Source organism: Streptomyces sp. ISL-12, assembly GCF_018614415.1.
GTDB lineage: Bacteria > Actinomycetota > Actinomycetes > Streptomycetales > Streptomycetaceae > Streptomyces.
The window spans coordinates 84,899-97,799 of record NZ_JAGGOO010000110.1 but is presented as its reverse complement, the minus strand read 5'-3'; the positions used below and the strand labels follow the sequence as shown (position 1 = coordinate 97,799).

General features: G+C 73.2%; 13 protein-coding genes. 3 read left to right on the top strand and 10 right to left on the bottom strand.

Annotated elements, in window-relative coordinates:
• Window positions 1-32: 32 nt before the first annotated feature.
• Window positions 33-245, top strand: coding sequence for an MbtH family protein (locus tag J7I94_RS28150; RefSeq protein WP_308114730.1), 213 nt, complete (start codon window positions 33-35; stop codon window positions 243-245).
• A gap of 142 nt (window positions 246-387) precedes the next feature.
• Here the strand turns inward: J7I94_RS28150 and J7I94_RS28145 are convergent, their stop codons facing one another.
• The 10 genes from J7I94_RS28145 to J7I94_RS28100 all read right to left on the bottom strand — a co-directional run bounded on the left by J7I94_RS28145 (window position 388) and on the right by J7I94_RS28100 (window position 9,733).
• Window positions 388-993, bottom strand: coding sequence for a TetR/AcrR family transcriptional regulator (locus J7I94_RS28145; protein ID WP_215171372.1), 606 nt, complete (start codon window positions 991-993; stop codon window positions 388-390).
• Window positions 994-1,003: 10 nt separating this feature from the next.
• Window positions 1,004-1,588 (bottom strand): sugar O-acetyltransferase, encoded by a 585-nt coding sequence (locus J7I94_RS28140; protein ID WP_215171370.1) that lies wholly within the window; start codon window positions 1,586-1,588, stop codon window positions 1,004-1,006.
• Between the two features lie 65 nt (window positions 1,589-1,653).
• Window positions 1,654-2,850 (bottom strand): MFS transporter, encoded by a 1,197-nt coding sequence (locus J7I94_RS28135; protein ID WP_215171368.1) that lies wholly within the window; start codon window positions 2,848-2,850, stop codon window positions 1,654-1,656.
• 36 nt (window positions 2,851-2,886) lie between these two features.
• Window positions 2,887-3,642 (bottom strand): SDR family NAD(P)-dependent oxidoreductase, encoded by a 756-nt coding sequence (locus J7I94_RS28130; protein ID WP_215171366.1) that lies wholly within the window; start codon window positions 3,640-3,642, stop codon window positions 2,887-2,889.
• Window positions 3,639-4,610 carry a fumarylacetoacetate hydrolase family protein gene (locus tag J7I94_RS28125; protein WP_215171364.1) on the bottom strand — a complete coding sequence of 324 codons (972 nt, stop codon included), beginning with the start codon at window positions 4,608-4,610 and terminating at the stop codon, window positions 3,639-3,641. Before J7I94_RS28125 ends, J7I94_RS28130 begins: the two co-directional genes overlap by 4 nt.
• A gap of 34 nt (window positions 4,611-4,644) precedes the next feature.
• On the bottom strand, window positions 4,645-5,577 hold the full coding sequence (locus J7I94_RS28120) for a VOC family protein (RefSeq protein WP_215171362.1): 933 nt from the start codon (window positions 5,575-5,577) through the stop codon (window positions 4,645-4,647).
• Window positions 5,578-5,583: 6 nt separating this feature from the next.
• On the bottom strand, window positions 5,584-6,603 hold the full coding sequence (locus tag J7I94_RS28115) for an amidohydrolase family protein (RefSeq protein WP_215171360.1): 1,020 nt from the start codon (window positions 6,601-6,603) through the stop codon (window positions 5,584-5,586).
• Window positions 6,600-7,730: an FAD-dependent oxidoreductase gene (locus tag J7I94_RS28110; protein ID WP_215171358.1), complete on the bottom strand. Its 1,131-nt coding sequence runs from the start codon at window positions 7,728-7,730 to the stop codon at window positions 6,600-6,602. Before J7I94_RS28110 ends, J7I94_RS28115 begins: the two co-directional genes overlap by 4 nt.
• A 24-nt stretch (window positions 7,731-7,754) precedes the next feature.
• Complete coding sequence (locus J7I94_RS28105; RefSeq protein ID WP_215171357.1) at window positions 7,755-8,717, bottom strand: cyclase family protein; 963 nt, start codon at window positions 8,715-8,717, stop codon at window positions 7,755-7,757.
• The gene (locus J7I94_RS28100; RefSeq protein ID WP_215171354.1) at window positions 8,714-9,733 is read right to left on the bottom strand and encodes a fumarylacetoacetate hydrolase family protein; all 1,020 of its coding nucleotides are present in this window, start codon (window positions 9,731-9,733) and stop codon (window positions 8,714-8,716) included. The genes J7I94_RS28105 and J7I94_RS28100 overlap by 4 nt, the downstream gene beginning before the upstream one ends.
• A 174-nt stretch (window positions 9,734-9,907) precedes the next feature.
• Here J7I94_RS28100 and J7I94_RS28095 point away from each other — a divergent pair, with 174 nt between their 5' ends.
• On the top strand, window positions 9,908-10,825 hold the full coding sequence (locus J7I94_RS28095; protein WP_215171352.1) for a LysR family transcriptional regulator: 918 nt from the start codon (window positions 9,908-9,910) through the stop codon (window positions 10,823-10,825).
• A gap of 46 nt (window positions 10,826-10,871) precedes the next feature.
• On the top strand, window positions 10,872-12,881 hold the full coding sequence (locus J7I94_RS28090) for a beta-galactosidase (protein ID WP_215171350.1): 2,010 nt from the start codon (window positions 10,872-10,874) through the stop codon (window positions 12,879-12,881).
• Window positions 12,882-12,901 lie beyond the last annotated feature (20 nt).

Sequence of the window (12,901 nt, the reverse complement as noted above, 5' to 3'; positions counted from 1 at the left end):
ACATCGATGATGAGGAGCGGAAGATGAGCAACGTGAGCAACCCCTTCGAGGACGAGAACGCCCAGTACCTGGCCCTTGTCAACGACGAGAACCAGTACTCGCTGTGGCCGGTGTCGATCGACGTCCCGCAGGGCTGGAGCACGGCGCACGGCCCGGCCGGCCGCCAGGAATGCCTGGAGCACATCGAGAAGAACTGGACCGACATGCGCCCCGCCGGCCTGGTCGCGGCCATGAGGGAGGCGTAGCCGACGGGCCCCAGGGGCCGGTCCCGGAGCCGTCCGGGACCGGCCCCTGACCGTTCCCCCACCGTGGGGCGACCCGGAGACGCTGTAACGGGACGGTGCGGGCCCGTGCGGCACAGCGGTCAGGTCCGTGCCGCACGGGCGGTCAGGTGGCCCGGCCGCCGGGGGTGGCGGGGGCGGCGCCCGGTGAACCCGGTGTACCCGGTGCGCCGGGCGTGGTGATACGGGTGACGGCTTCCAGGGTCAGGGCCCGGTCGTGGGGGTGCTGGGCGAGCGCGCGGTGGAGGGTCAGGCCCTCGATGAGCGCGTCCAGTTGCCGGGCGGTGTCCGGGTCGAAGTGCTTCTCCAGGTGGACGCGGCTGCGGGCCATCCACGTGTGGGTGAGTTCCCGGTAGGCGAGGCGCCGGGCGGCGAGGGTGTACAGCTCCTGGGTGAGGACGAGGTCGCGTTGGCTGCCCTCCGACAGGACGTGGATCAGGTCGGTCACCGCCGCCCTGGCCTGGTCGCGGTCGGCCGGGGCGCCGAGATGGGCGTCGAAGAGTTCGACGATGTGGTCGGTGAAGCGGCGGAACGCCTCACTCAGCAGGCGGTCCATGCCGTCGAAGTGGTAGGTCATCGACCCCAGGGGCACGCCGGCGCGTGCGGCGATCTTCCGGTGGGAGACGCCGGCGACCCCCTCGTCGGCGATGAGGTCGAGGGTCGCGGCGAGGATGCGTTCGCGGCGCTGGGGGTCGGTGTGTCCGGTGGCCATGGCGACAGACTCACAGACTCCGTACCACGCGGGCGGGATTGCCGACGGCGACGACGTCCGCGGGGACGTCCTTGGTGACGACGGCGCCGGCGCCGATGACGGAGTTGTCCCCGATGGTCACGCCGGGCAGTACGATCGCGCCGCCGCCGAGCCACACGTTGTCGCCGATGGTGATCGGCCGGGCGGCCTCCAGCTTGTCGCGGCGGGGCCCCGGCTCCAGCGGGTGGGTCGGGGTGAGCAACTGGACGTTCGGCCCGATCTGGCAGTCCGCGCCGATGGTGACGGCGGCGACGTCCAGGGCGGTGAGGTGGTAGTTGACGAAGGTACGGGCACCGATCGTGATGTTGCTGCCGTAGTCGACGTACAGGGGCGGCCGTACGTGTGCCTCCTCGCCGAGCGCGCCGAGCAGTTCGGCGAGGAGCGGACGGGCCGCGTCGGCGTCCTCGGCGTAGGCGGCCTGGTAGCGGGCGGCCAGGTGTACGGCCCGCTGCTGGCGGCGGGCGATCTCCGGGTCGTCGGCGATGTAGAGGTCGCCCGCCCGCATGCGTTCCAGGTTGGTGCGCGGGTCCCCCGCGAAGTGGTCCGTCGTCGCCATGGGTGCGAGCGTACACCGCGAGAGCGTACGAACGTACCTTCCAGCACGGGCGTACCGGAGTGCGCTCAGCGCTCGCGTGACCGCAGCACCCCGGCGAACAGCACCACGAGGACCCCGGCCAGCGGTACCACCAGCAGGCCCAGCCGCAGGCCGGCGGCGTCGGCGACGAGGCCGACGACGGGAGGGGAGAGCAGGAAGCCCAGGCGCATGAGCCAGGAGACGATCGTCAGCCCCGAGCCGGGTCTGAGGCCGGGCAGCGCGTCGGCCTCGTGCATCGCGGCGGGTACGAGGGTGGCGACGCCGAACCCGGCGGCGGCGAAGCCGGCGATGGTGCCGGGGAGGGTGGGCACCGCCAGGGCCAGGCCCATGCCGGCCGCGGTGATCAGGCCGCCGGCCCGGGCCACGGCGCGCTGCCCGAAGCGGTCGACGAGCCGGTCGCCGATGACGCGGCCGACGAACTGGGCGCCCACCAGGGCGATGTAGCCGGTGGCCGCGAGCGCCGCCGACGAGTGCAGGGAGCCGGAGAGGTAGAGGGCGGCCCAGGAGTTCCCGGCGTCCTCGACGAGGGTGCCGGCGGTGGCGATCAGGACGAGGGCGGTCAGCACGTAGGCGGTACGGCGGGCGGTGCCCGGGTGCCGTGGCTGCCGGTTCTCGGGGCCGTCGGCCTCCGGTCCGGTGTCGGGTCCGGGCAGGCAGTGCCGCAGGGCGAGGCAGGCGACGGCGCCGAAGACGACCGCCGAGACCGTCAGATGCTGTCCGCGCGTCAGGTCCAGGGCGATGGCCCCGGCGGCCATGGCGCCTCCGGTGACCGCGCCGACGGACCAGCTCGCGTGGAAGGAGTTGATGACGGAACGTCCGTAGCGGCGCTGTACGCGCAGGCCGTGCGCGTTCTGCGCGACGTCGGTGACCGCGTCCATCGCCCCCGCCAGGAACAGGGCCGCCGCGAACACCGGCACCGAGCCGGCGGTACCCGCGGCGAGGGCGCCGAGGGCGGTCAGCAGGGTGCAGCCGACGGCGACCCGCGCCGATCCGAACCTGCGCACGAGCGCGCCGGCCGCCGGTCCCGCCACGATGGCGCCGGCCGGGAACGCGGCGACGGCCAGCCCGTAGACGGCGTTGCTCATCCCGAGACCGGCCTTGATCTCCGGGTAGCGCGGCAGCAGGTTGGCGAACACGGCGCCGTTGGTGAGGAACAGCAGGGCGACGGCGATACGGGCCCGCCGCTCCGCCGCGGAGGGCCGGACCGGTGTGTCGACTGTCATGGCCGCGACCCTACCCGTAGAGCGTACGAACGTACACTACGGTGCGCCGGGACCGGGCGGCGGCTGCGGGCGCAGCGCGTCGGAGACCGACTTGACGCCGCCGTGCGCGGTCAGCCCGCCGTCCACCGGGATCTCCGCGCCGGTGATGAACGACGACTCGTCCGACAGCAGGAACACCACCAGCGGCGCCACCTCGTCGACCGTGCCCGTGCGGCCCAGCGGGGTCTCGCGGACGTTGGCCGCGCGGAACGCCGGAGCGGCGGAGGCGGTCATCTCGGTCTCGATGTGACCGGGGTGGACCGTGTTCACCCGGATGCCGCGCGGGCCCAGCTCCAGCGCCGCCGCCTTCGACAGGCCCCGCAGACCCCACTTGCTCGCCGTGTAGGCGACCGGGTAGTGCGCGGTGAGCGCGGCGGAGGAGCCGACGTTGACGATCGAGGAGCCGGGCGGCATCAGCGGGCTCAGCCGCTGGATGCCGAGCAGCGGACCGGTGACGTTGACCGAGTGGACCCGCTCGAAGTCCTCGGCCCGTACGTCACCGACCCGGGCCCGCCAGGTGACGCCCGCGTTGTTCACCAGGCCGTGCACCTGCCCGTACGTCTCCGCCAACTCGGCTGCCAGCAGGGACCACTCACGGTCGCTGCTGACGTCGAGGCGGCGGCAGCCGCCCGCCGGTGACACGTCGGTCGCGATGACCCGGGCGCCCTCCCGGGCGAGGGCCGCCACCTCGGCGGCGCCCTGGCCACGGGCGGCACCCGTGACCACGACGACCTTGCCCTCCAGCCTCCTCACGGCCGCTCCCGGCCACGCCGCCGTCCGGCCGGCAGCGGGACGGGCTCCGGGCCGGGTACGACGGTGTTGGCCAGGGTGCCGAGGCCCTCGACGGTGAGCGTGACGGTGTCGCCTGGCCGCAGCGGCGGCGGGGTCCGCTCGCCCCGCCGTCCCCACAGTTCGGCGAGGCAGCCGCCGTTGCCGCAGGTGCCCGAGCCGAGGACGTCACCCGGGACGACCCGGGTGCCGCGCGAGGCGTAGGCGGTCATCTCCTCGAAGGTCCAGCTCATGTTGGACAGCAGGTCCTCACCGACCTTCTCCCCGTTGACCTCGGCGGTCAGGGCCAGCCGCAGGAAACCGTCGCCGTCCCGGTACGGCTCCAGCTCGTCGGCGGTGACGAGGTACGGGCCGAGGGTGGTGGCGGTGTCCTTGCCCTTGCAGGGGCCGAGGCCCACCTTCATCTCCGCGCCCTGGAGGTCGCGCGCGGACCAGTCGTTGAACACGGTGTAGCCGACGATGTGGTCGCGGGCCTGCTCCGGGGTGAGGTCGGCGCCCTCCCGGCCGATCACCGCGCCCACCTCCAGCTCGAAGTCGAGCACGGCCGAGCCCGGCGGCACCGGAACGGTGTCCTGGTGGCCGTAGACCGCGTGCGGGTTGGTGAAGTAGAACGTCGGCGCCGCGTACCACTGCTCGGGCACCCCGGCGACGCCGTCGACGGAGCGGCGTACGCCCTCGACGTGCTCCTCGAAGGTGACGAAGTCCCGTACGGACGCGGGCCGCAGGGGAGGGAGCAGCCGTACCCCGGAGACCCGGGGGCCGGGCGGCGCGCCGAGCGCGGCGGCACCGGCGGCGAGCAGCCCGGGCAGGCCGCCGGTCTCGGCGAGCAGGCCGGTGAGCGAGGTGACGCCGGGCAGCGGGAAGAGGGTGCCGTCCTCCTCCACGACGGCCACCCGGCGCTCGTGGTGGTGTTCGTAGGCGGCGAAACGCATGGCGCGCCTCTGCTTTCCGGTAGGCGGGGGAGGATCAGACCGGGGGCGCGACGAAGACGCCGCGGTCGGGGTCGTTGAAGGACTCCTTGGCGACCAGTTCGTTCATGGGGTTGGCCGTGCCCCACTGGTCGGTGACCTCGGGCTGGGAGAAGTCGTACACGTGCGGGTGCCAGGTGTCCTCGTCGAGGATCTCCAGCTCGGTGGTGTACTCGACGGTGTTGCCGTGCGGGTCGAGGAAGTACGTGAACGTGTTGTCCCCGGCCATGTGCCGGCCCGGACCCCAGATCTTCCGGAAGCCGGCGCGCATCACCCGTCCCGAGCCGCGCATGTACTCGTCCAGGCCGCGCATCTCGAAGGAGACGTGGTGCAGGGCGGTGTGCGGGCCCTGGGCGATGGCCATCGAGTGGTGCTGGTTGCTGATCCGCATGAAGTGCATGACCTCGCCCATGTGCGGGGAGGACAGCGTGTCCGACAGGGCGAAGCCGAGGTGGCGCTCGTACCACTCGCGGGTGCGGTTCAGGTCGGGGGAGTTGAGGACGACGTGGGAGAGCTTGACCGGGATCGCCTCCTTCTCCTCGATCTTGCGGTGCTGCCGGACCTCGACGTCGGCCAGGACCTCGATGGTGCGGCCGTCGACGTCGAAGAACCGGAAGCCGTAACCGCCGCCGGGGGTGTCCACCGTGCCCGGCCGGGTGATCAGCTGGACGCCGCCCGCGAGGAGCCGTTCGGCGAGCGTGTCCACGTCGGCGGCCGAAGCGGCCCCGTAGGAGACCAGGTCGAGGCGCTTCTCCTCGGCCTTGCGCAGCCGGACGACGTACTGCTCGGGGGAGCCCTCGGCCGCCAGGAAGGAGAGGCCGGAGTCCTCGGCGACCTTGGTCAGACCCCAGACGCCGGCGTAGAAGTCGAGCTGCTTGTCGTAGTCGGGCACCGCGAGGTCGACGTGGCGCAGGTGGGTGAGCAGACGCATGGTGTGTCATCCCTTCCGGAGGAGAGCGGTGGCGTTCCCGCCGCGTACGGCGTCGAAGTCGGCCTCGGACAGCCGCGCGGCGCGCAGTGCGCCGAGGGGGTCCTCGGTGCCCATGTCGAACGGGAAGTCCGAGCCGAGCAGCACCCGGTCGGCCCCGGCGGCCCGCACCAGCTCCCGCAGGACGTGCGGGTCGTGGACGAGGGAGTCGAAGTAGAGCCGTTTCAGGTAGCTGCTGGGCAGGCGGGCGCAGCCGGCGCCCGCGTCGGAGCGGGCCGACCAGGCGTGGTCGGAGCGGCCGATGTGGGTGGGCAGATAGCCGCCGCCGTGCGCGGCGATCAGCGTCAGGTCCGGGTGGCGGTCGAGGACCCCGGAGAAGATCAGGTGGGAGAGGGCGACGGCGTTCTCGACCGGCTGTCCGACGGTGTTGGACAGGTACCACTGGTCGAGGCGTTCGTCGAGGGTGCAGCCGAAGGGGTGCAGGAAGACCAGCGCGCCGGTCTCCTCGGCCCGGGACCAGAAGGGCTCGTAGGCGGGGTCGGACAGCTCCCGGCCGGGGGCGTGGCTGGAGATCTCCACCCCGGCGAGGCCCTGCTCCAGGGCGTGGTCGAGGGCCCGGACCGCGAGCGCCGGATGCTGGAGCGGGGCGAGTCCCAGCCCGCGCAGCCGGCCGGGCGCGGCCGAACAGTGCGCTGCCGTCGCCTCGTTGGCCAGCCGGAACACCTTGCCGGCGAGTTCCTCGTCGGCCCAGTAGTGGTAGTGCGAGGGGGAGGGGCTGACCAGTTGGACGTCGACGCCCTGGGCGTCCATCGCCGCGAGCCGCACGGTCACGTCGGTCAGCCTCGGGAGGCGGTCGCGGACCATCGGGCCGCTGACGGCGAGGGCGGCGGGCCCGTTGCGGCGGGCGTCCAGCGCGCGTGCCTCGGCGAGCCCCGGGGCGCCGTCGACCAGGGCCTCCACCTCGGGCAGCAGGACGTGCGCGTGCACGTCGACGGTGGGCGCCGGCCCGTACGTTTCCGCGGTGTTCACGGCAGCTCCCGGAGCACGGTCATGGTGCGGGCCATCAGGCCCGGGACGTCGGCGTCGCGCACCCCGTCGAGCTGCCACCGCCCGATCTGGACGGACGCCTCGACGACCGCCCGCACCCGGGTGATCCGCCGCTCGTAGTAGGCCTGGAACAGCGCGTCGTCCCAGGTGTCGGCGGCGGTGAGCAGCTGCGCCAGCACCCAGGCGTCCTCCAGGGACATCGCGGCGCCCTGCGCGAGGGTGGGCGGACAGCAGTGCGCGGCGTCACCGGCCAGCACGACCCGGCCGCGGTGCCAGGAGCCCTCCACCAGCATCCGGTCGAACCACGTGTAGTTGACCCCGGCCGGGTCGGTGATGTGCGCGGTGATCTCCGGCCAGTGGCCGCCGTAGTGGCCGGTGAGGCGCCGCATCTCGTCCGCGTACGTGTCCGGCGGGATGGCGGCGCGGTCGCGGTTGTCCTCGACGACGTACGCGTAGATCGTCGTCTCGCTGGTGGGGCAGTAGCCGGCGATGTAGGCCGGGCCGCCGTAGGCGACGTCGGTACGGGTCACGCCCGCCGGACGTGGCACGGCGACCCGCCAGATGGCCATGCCGGTCGGCTCCGGCTTGTCGGTGATGCCGATCGCGGCCCGGGTCGCGGAGCCCATGCCGTCGGCGGCGACCACCAGGTCGTAGCGGTGCTCGGAGCCGTCGCTCAGGCGGACGCGGACGCCGTCGGCGTCCTGGTGCAGGATCTCGGCGGTGGTGCCCAGGCGGACCGACGCGCCACTGGCGCGCACCGCCTCGATGAGGATCTGCTGGAGCCGGGGCCGTTGCATGCCGACGGTGGCGGGCAGGTCGTCGCCGCCGGTGCGCAGGTCGTCCTGGACGTGCAGGACGGTGCCGTCGGGGGTGGTGATGCCCAGCGAACCGAAACCGAAGCCGGACGCCTCCACCTGGTCCCAGACGCCCAGTTCGCGCAGGACGCGCAGGGCGTTGCCCTGGAGGGTGATGCCGGAGCCGCGGGTCGCGTTCCAGTCGTCCCTGGCCTCGACCAGGGACACGGTGACACCGGCGCGGCGCAGCAGGACCGTCACGGCGTTGCCGGCCGCACCGCCGCCGATCACCAGGACCGTGCGGGCTTCGCTCATGGGGGAACTCCTTCGTTGCACCGGCTACTTGACGGCGATCGGGTTGACGGGGGAGCCGACCGCGCCGGTGACGGGCAGGGGAGCGGCGGTGAGCCAGAAGGCGTACTCGCCGTCGGCCGCGCAGTCCTCGGCGAGCGCGTCCGGGTCCCACATCTCCCCGATCAGCAGGCCCATGTTGGGGATGGCGACCTGGTGCAGCGGCTGGAAGGCGTGCTCGAACTCGTTGGGGCGGACCTCGAAACCCCAGGTGTCGGTGGCGATCGCGGCGATCTCGGTGCGGTGCAGCCAGCCGGCCGTGGTGAACGACAGTCCGGGTGCCGGACCGCCCGCGTACTCGCCCCAGCCCGCACGGCGGGCCCGGGTGAGCCGGCCGGTGCGGACGACGACGATGTCCCCGCGGCCGACCCTCACCCCGTGCGCCTCGGCGGTCGCCGTCAGGTGCTCCTCGGTGATCGCGAAGCCGTCGGGCAGCTCCCCGTCCGCCCCGACCACCCGGCCGACGTCCAGCAGCACACCGCGCCCGGCGACGTGCGGGGCCATGTGCTCGATGCCGGTGACGAGGTCGCCGTCCGAGGTGACCGTGCGCGCCGCGTCCCGCCCGTTCCACGCCTTGCCGTGATCGAAGATGTGCCCGAGCCCGTCCCACTGCGTGGAGCACTGCAGCGGCATCGCGATCACGTCGTCGGCGCCGCCGAGGCCGTGCGGGAACCCCTGGTTGCCGAGGGCCGCGTCGGTGCCGGTGTCCAGCATGGTGTGCACCGGGTTGGTGCGCCGCCGCCAGCCCTGCTGCGGGCCGTCCATGTCGAAGCGCTGCGACAGGGAGAAGCTCACGCCCCGCCGGACCAGTGCGGCGCCCTCGCGGCGCTTGGCCTCGTCGAGGAAGTTCAAGGTGCCGAGCACGTCGTCCGCGCCCCAGCGGCCCCAGTTGGAGTACGCCTTCGCCGCCCGGGCGATCGAGCCCTCCGGGTCGGTGCGGTCCGGGGTCACGACGCCTCCTCGGCGACGCACCGGGTGCGCTGGGCGCCGAGCCCGGTGATGGAGGCGTCCATCACGTCGCCGTCGCGCAGCAGCCGGCCCCAGTGCATGCCGTTGCCGGCCGGGGAGCCGGTGAGCACCAGGTCGCCGGGGAGGAGCCGGGCGGTCTGCGAGGCGTAGGAGACCATGCGCGCCAGGCTGAAGAGCATGTCCGCGGTGGACTCGTCCTGCATGGTCTCGCCGTTCAGCTTGAGTACGAGGCGCAGGTCGCCGGGGTCGGTGACCGACTCGGCGGGCACGATCCACGGGCCGAGCGGGGTGAACCCGGGGGCGTTCTTGCTGCGCAGCCAGTCGGTGCCGATCTGCGGCATGTCCCGGCGGAAGACGGTGGCGCGGTCGGTCAGGTCGTTGGCGATCGTGTACCCGGCGACGTGGTCCAGCGCCTCCGCGACGGACACCCGGTGGGCCGGCCGGCCGATGACCGCCGCCAACTCCAGTTCCCAGTCGGGCTGTTCGGCCCAGGCGGGCAGGACGACGTCGTCGTACGGGCCGGTGATCGCGCTCGGCAGGCCGATGAACACGTACGGCAGGTCGCGCGCCGCCCGCCGGTCCATGATCTCGGCGGCCTCCGCACGCCGCTCCGCCTCGGGCCGGTCGTCACCCGGGGCACGGTGCGCGACGTGCAGGTCGATGACGTGCTGCCGGTAGTTCGCCCCGGACTGGAACACCTGGCGCGGCTCGATGGGCGCGTGCACCCGGAACTCGGCCAGCGGCCGCCGGACCTGACCGGCGTCACCGGCCAGCGCCCGCAGCCGCGGCAGCGCGGACTCCCAACTCTCCAGCAGTTCCCGGGTGGTCAGCCGGTCGTCGCCGAGGGCGGCCCGCAGATCGAGCGCCTGGCGATCGGGGGTGACGAGGGCGGGGAAGGCCGGCCCGTCCGGGGCCGACAGCGTGCCGAGGGCGAAGGGACCCGCGAAGAGCGCGGGCGACGGTGCCGAGGGCGACGAGGGTTCAGGTTTCACGGACATGTCCTCCTGATTGCGGTGGCACTAATCTGGACCCGCCGCCCGTGATCAGGGAAATAGATTGTGTGGATAGCGGCCATCCATGTGATCTATTCTCACTGGTCGGAGCCGTGGAGGCAGGGACAGCAAGCGCAAGCGACGGAAACAGCGGAAGCAACGGATGCAAGGGAGCGCCCGGTGAACCTCGCCCGCCTCGACCTCAACCTCGTCGTCGCCCTGCGCGCCCTGCTGGAGGAACGCAACGTCACCCGCGCCGGGCAGCGCGTCGGACTCAGCCAGCCCGCCATGAGCGCGGCCCTGGCCCGGCTGCGCCGCCACTTCTCCGACGACCTGCTCGCCCGCGTCGGCGGCCACTACGAACTCACCGCCCTCGGCCAGGTCCTCCTGGACCGCACCGCCACCGCCTACGACGTGCTGGAACGCCTCTTCGCCAGCCAGGCCGACTTCGACCCGGCCGCGGAGAGGCGCGAGTTCCGGCTGTTCGCCTCCGACTACGCCGTCGCCGTCTTCGGCACCGCGCTGGCCCGCGTCGTGCACGAGGAGGCCCCCGGCATCCGGCTGCGCTTCACCCAGACCCCGTCCGGCGTGACCGACGACACCGCGACCCTGCTCAGCGCCACCGACGGCCTGCTCATGCCGCACGGCGTCATCAGCGGCTTCCCCGCCACCGACCTCTACGACGACCGCTGGGTCTTCCTCGTCTGCGCGGACCACCCGGACGTCGGCGACCGGCTCACCGAGGACGACCTCTCCCGGCTGCCCTGGGTCACCTACCTGCGCACCTACGACGCCCCGGCCGTACGCCAGCTCGGCATGCTCGGCATCGAGCCGCACGCCGAAGTCTCCGTCGACAGCTTCCAGTTGCTGCCCCTGCTGGTGGCCGGCACCCGCCGTATCGCCCTGGTCCAGGCCCGCCTGGCCCGGCTGCTGGCCCCGCTGGCCGCCGTACGGACCGTGGAGCCGCCGTACGAGGCGGTGCCGCTGCGGGAGGCGCTGTGGTGGCACCCGGTGCACACCCACGACGCGGCCCACATCTGGCTGCGCGAGACGGCCGCCCGGGTCGGACGGCTGCTGGCCGACGTGCCCGAGGGGTGATCACGCACCCTCGCCCCGGGCCGATCTTGCTGCGAGGATCGGGCAGATGACGACCCGACAGCCCTGGCCCCTCGACGTCCCCGGCATCGCCTACGGCGGTGACTACAACCCCGAGCAATGGCCCCTGGACATCCAGCTGGAGGACATCGAGCTGATGCGTGAGGCCGGCGTCGGCCTGCTCAGCGTCGGCATCTTCTCCTGGGCCCTGCTCGAACCGCGCGAGGGCGTCCACGACTTCGCCTGGCTCGACCAGGTCCTGGACCGGCTGCACGCGGCCGGTATCCGCGTCGCCCTCGCCACCGCCACGGCCTCACCCCCGCCCTGGCTGACCCGCGCGCACCCGGAGATCCTGCCCCGCACCGCCGAGGGCACCGTGCTGCACCAGGGCGCCCGCCAGTCGTACGCCATCGCCTCGCCCGTCTTCCGCGCGTACGCGCTCCGCATGACCCGCACCATGGCCGAGCGCTACGGCGACCACCCCGCCCTCGCGCTGTGGCACGTGGACAACGAACTGGGCTGCCACGTCCCGCACGACTACTCCGACGCCTCGGCCACCGCGTTCCGCGCCTGGCTGGAGAAGCGTTACGGCACCGTCGACGCCCTCAACGCGGCCTGGGGAACAGCCTTCTGGTCCCAGCGTTACGACACGTTCGACGAGGTCCTGCCGCCGCTGGCCGCGCCGACCTTCGTCAACCCCACCCAGCGGCTCGACTTCGCGCGCTTCTCCTCCGACGAGCACCTGGCCCACTACCGGGCACTGCGCGACGTACTGCGCCAGGTCACCCCGCACGTGCCCACGACCACCAACTTCATGATGAACACCCGCAACAAGTGGGTGGACTACTTCTCCTGGTCGGCCGAGATGGACGTGGTGGCCAACGACCACTACCTGGTCGCCGCGGACCCCGAGGCGCACATCGAACTCGCCCTCTCCGCCGACCTCAGCCGCGGCGTCGCGGGCGGCGCCCCCTGGATCCTCATGGAACACTCCACGTCCGCGGTCAACTGGCAGCCCCGCAACCGGCCGAAGGGCCCCGGCGAGATGTTCCGCAACTCCCTCGCCCATGTGGCGCGCGGCGCCGACGCGGTGATGTTCTTCCAGTGGCGGCAGTCCCTGGCCGGCGCGGAGAAGTACCACTCGGCGATGGTCCCGCACGCCGGCCGGGACACCGACGTGTTCCGCGACACCGTCGAACTCGGCCGGCGCCTGAAGGCCCTGGCCGAGGTGCGCGGCAGCCGGGTGCGCGCCGACGTCGCCCTGGTCTTCGACTATCCGTCCTGGTGGGCCGCCGAACAGGACGGCCGGCCCACCGAGGCCCTCGACTACCAGAGCGAGCTGCTGCGCTGGTACCGGGCGCTGTGGGAGCTGGGCGTGACGGCCGACGTCGTCTCCGCCGACACCGCACTCGACGGCTACCGCGCCGTGATCGCGCCGACCCTCTACAGCGTCACGGACCGCACGGCCGCCCGGATCGCCGACGCGGCCACCGCCGGCGCCTCGGTGCTGCTCACCTTCCTCAGCGGCATCGTCGACGAGCACGACCACGTACGGCCGGGCGGCTACCCGGGCGCGTTCCGGGAGCTGCTGGGCGTGCGCACCGAGGAGTTCTGGCCGCTCCAGGAGGGCGAGACCCACACCCTCGACGACGGCTCCACCGCCGACCTGTGGAGCGAGAAGACCCACCTGACGGGCGCCACCGCCGTGCGCACCTGGGCGGACGGACCGCTCACCGGCCGCCCTGCGGTGACCCGCAGGGCGGTGGGACGGGGCGCCGCGTGGTACGTCGCAGCCCGGCCTGACGAGGACGGCGTGCGCCGGCTGGTCCGCTCCCTGCTGGACGAGGCGGGCGTGGCTCCCGAGCTGCCGGGGCTGCCCGCCGGCGTCGAGGCGGTACGCCGCCACCGGCCGGACGGCACCCGCTTCCTCTTCCTCATCAACCACACCGGACAGGACGTCGAGATACCGGTACGCGGCCGGGACCTGATCCGGGACCGGGAGCTGGCCGGCCACCTCGCCCTGCCGGGAGGTGAGGTCGCCGTCGTGCGGGAGGACTGAGCGTCGCCGTCGTGCGGGAG